Origin of the sequence: Massilia sp. UYP32 (assembly GCF_050434365.1) — a bacterium.
Taxonomy (GTDB): Bacteria; Pseudomonadota; Gammaproteobacteria; order Burkholderiales; family Burkholderiaceae_D; genus Telluria; species Telluria timonae.
This window is the reverse complement of the sequence record NZ_JBNDIK010000059.1, coordinates 1-2112: the sequence shown is the minus strand read 5'-3', so window position 1 is coordinate 2112 and position 2112 is coordinate 1. Positions and strand designations below refer to the sequence as shown.

Annotated in this window: 3 protein-coding genes; 1 reads left to right on the top strand and 2 read right to left on the bottom strand. The window is 50.0% G+C overall.

Annotated features, from left to right (window positions below):
* Positions 1-239: 239 nt before the first annotated feature.
* Complete coding sequence (locus ABIB42_RS25815) at positions 240-698, bottom strand: hypothetical protein (protein WP_157225555.1); 459 nt, start codon at positions 696-698, stop codon at positions 240-242.
* 12 nt (positions 699-710) lie between these two features.
* A complete protein-coding gene (locus ABIB42_RS25810) occupies positions 711-1250 on the bottom strand; it encodes a lysozyme (RefSeq protein ID WP_005666679.1) in 540 nt (179 codons plus the stop codon).
* 125 nt (positions 1251-1375) lie between these two features.
* Between ABIB42_RS25810 and ABIB42_RS25805 the strand changes: the two genes are divergently transcribed.
* Entirely contained in the window at positions 1376-1867 is a 492-nt protein-coding gene (locus ABIB42_RS25805) for an Hcp family type VI secretion system effector (RefSeq protein WP_005666678.1), read from the top strand.
* Positions 1868-2112: the final 245 nt, after the last annotated feature.

Here is a 2112-nt window from a genome sequence, read left to right as displayed (position 1 = left end):
GATGCAAAGACGCCCATCCTCGCGCTCAAAGAATGGCAGCAAAAACGGCCGGAATTATTCGTTAAGCGGGTTTATGAACAGGCGGGACTTGACAACTACTCGCATCGAACGCTCAGGATTCGGCCTTATCGGGGAACGCGCCGAATCTGTGCGATGAGTCTTTGAACTGACACTGAAAATTATTTCGCCGGAGCATCTGGAATATTTGCGCAGATACCCGGCGCAATGCAAGCCGCTGATTACTTCCTTACTCGCACGGCATCAAAGAACCAACCGTCCCAGAATATAACAAGCCTGTTCCGATTTCTAATAAAAACTGAGGTGCAACTAATTTCAACAACCGTAACCGGATTGGGGAGTTTGAGCCCTTCGACGGTTGAGTTAAATGCTTTACGCAAGTATAGGGTCGGCTCAACTTTCTTTGCTTCAAACCCGGTCTCTCCGCAGTCCTCCTTACCGAACGCGACTTTATCTTTCCCTATCGTAAAAATTTGGCCGACTAGCTGCGCTGCCTCACGGTCATCGAGAGAGGTGACATTAGCGCTATCAATCGGCTTGGTAAATCGCCATTTACCCGTTACCATACGTTCTATCGAGTCTGAGGCTTTGACTGAAGGCGCTGCCACAAGAACAAGTAACAAGAAGAATTGCAGAATACTGGCGCGTCGGATCAAGGGTAAAAGTCGAAGCAACGACATTTGCAGTTCTCCTTAGTTGCGAGTGGCGGTGGTGGCTTTCTCGTTCCGGAATGGCGCGCTCTCTTCAGCACGTCTCTTGATAAGTCCAGGAGCTATCACGCGCTTTTTTCTGCCTTTCTCGACTACCGTGACGTTAATCAGTGACGACATATTGTTGGCGGCTCCGGCAAAATCTCCACGATTCACATATCCGAAAGTTTTGCTGGCGCCGGTTGCTCCCGTGTTATAAGCGAGACTGCAAAGCGCATCAAACTGTGCCTGATTGAGTTCGACTCTAATATTGCGGTGAATGATTGCCTCGGTCTCTGCAATCTTGCGTTCGAATTCCTGGTCAACCATTTCGACCGATACCTTCTTTTCCAGCTCCTCTTTTGTGCAAACGCCCTTGTGAGCGAGAATGCCTACTCCCCAAGTGCAATGCCCCTTGTTTTTCCCCATATCATTGTAATATCGATATATCGCCTTTTCAGTTGCTCGGAGGCGAGCGCGCCCCTCAGGAGACATTCTCATTTTGGCAGTAGGCCTTACGGGGGCGGGCTTGTTGCTAGTCATATTTCGCTCCATAGTGATGGAGATAATCAAGCTATCATTACGGACGAAAGAGCTATTGACTCTGCACAAGTGGACCCGGCATTAGCTGAGGCAGCATAACAGGCTCAACAAACACCGGAGGAATCATGGCAATCGATGTTTATCTGCAAATCGATGGGATTAAGGGCGAGTCGCAGGATGACAAGCATAAGGATTGGATTGAGTGCGCGTCGGTGAACTGGGGACTCATTCAACCCCGCAGCGCAACCGCATCGACCGGCGGGGGCCATACGGCAGAAAGAGTCGAACTGGAAGAAGTCACGTTCAGCAAAATGGCGGACTTGTCGTCGCCAATTCTTATGCAGACCTGCGCAATGGGAAAAACCATACCAAAAGCCAAGTTCGAATTCATGCGCGCCGACGGGAACGGAAATCCAATCAAGTATTTCGAAATCGAACTGGATAACGTTCTCATCGGCGCCATTTCGCCCGGCATCGAAGCCGGTGCGATTTTACAGGAGCATGTAAGCCTGAAATTCTCCAAGGTAAAATGGAAATACACTCAACAGAAGATCGGCGGAGGCGGAGGTGGCTCGACTGTCGGCGGGTGGGATTTAGCGGCTAATAAAGTCGCGTAAGCAGGGAGTATATTAGAAGGCCCGGAATGCTCCGGGCCTATTTGCTTCACCACCTTCGATTTGTCACGAAGCAAAGAAAAGCGCCCCGGCGAGAGTTTTCGGGGCTTTTTATTTTCACTTCGCGAACAGCATCTTACTTACACATGTAGATGTCAAGTCCCGCCTGTTCATAAACCCGCTTAACGAATAATTCCGGCCGTTTTTGCTGCCATTCTTTGAGCGCGAGGATGGGCGTCTTTGCATCG

Coding starts and splice junctions, on each gene's coding strand:
- ABIB42_RS25815 (WP_157225555.1), bottom strand. CDS start 698: ATGTCGTTGCTTCGACTTTTACCCTTGATCCGACGCGCCAGTATTCTG.
- ABIB42_RS25805 (WP_005666678.1), top strand. CDS start 1,376: ATGGCAATCGATGTTTATCTGCAAATCGATGGGATTAAGGGCGAGTCG.
- ABIB42_RS25810 (WP_005666679.1), bottom strand. CDS start 1,250: ATGACTAGCAACAAGCCCGCCCCCGTAAGGCCTACTGCCAAAATGAGA.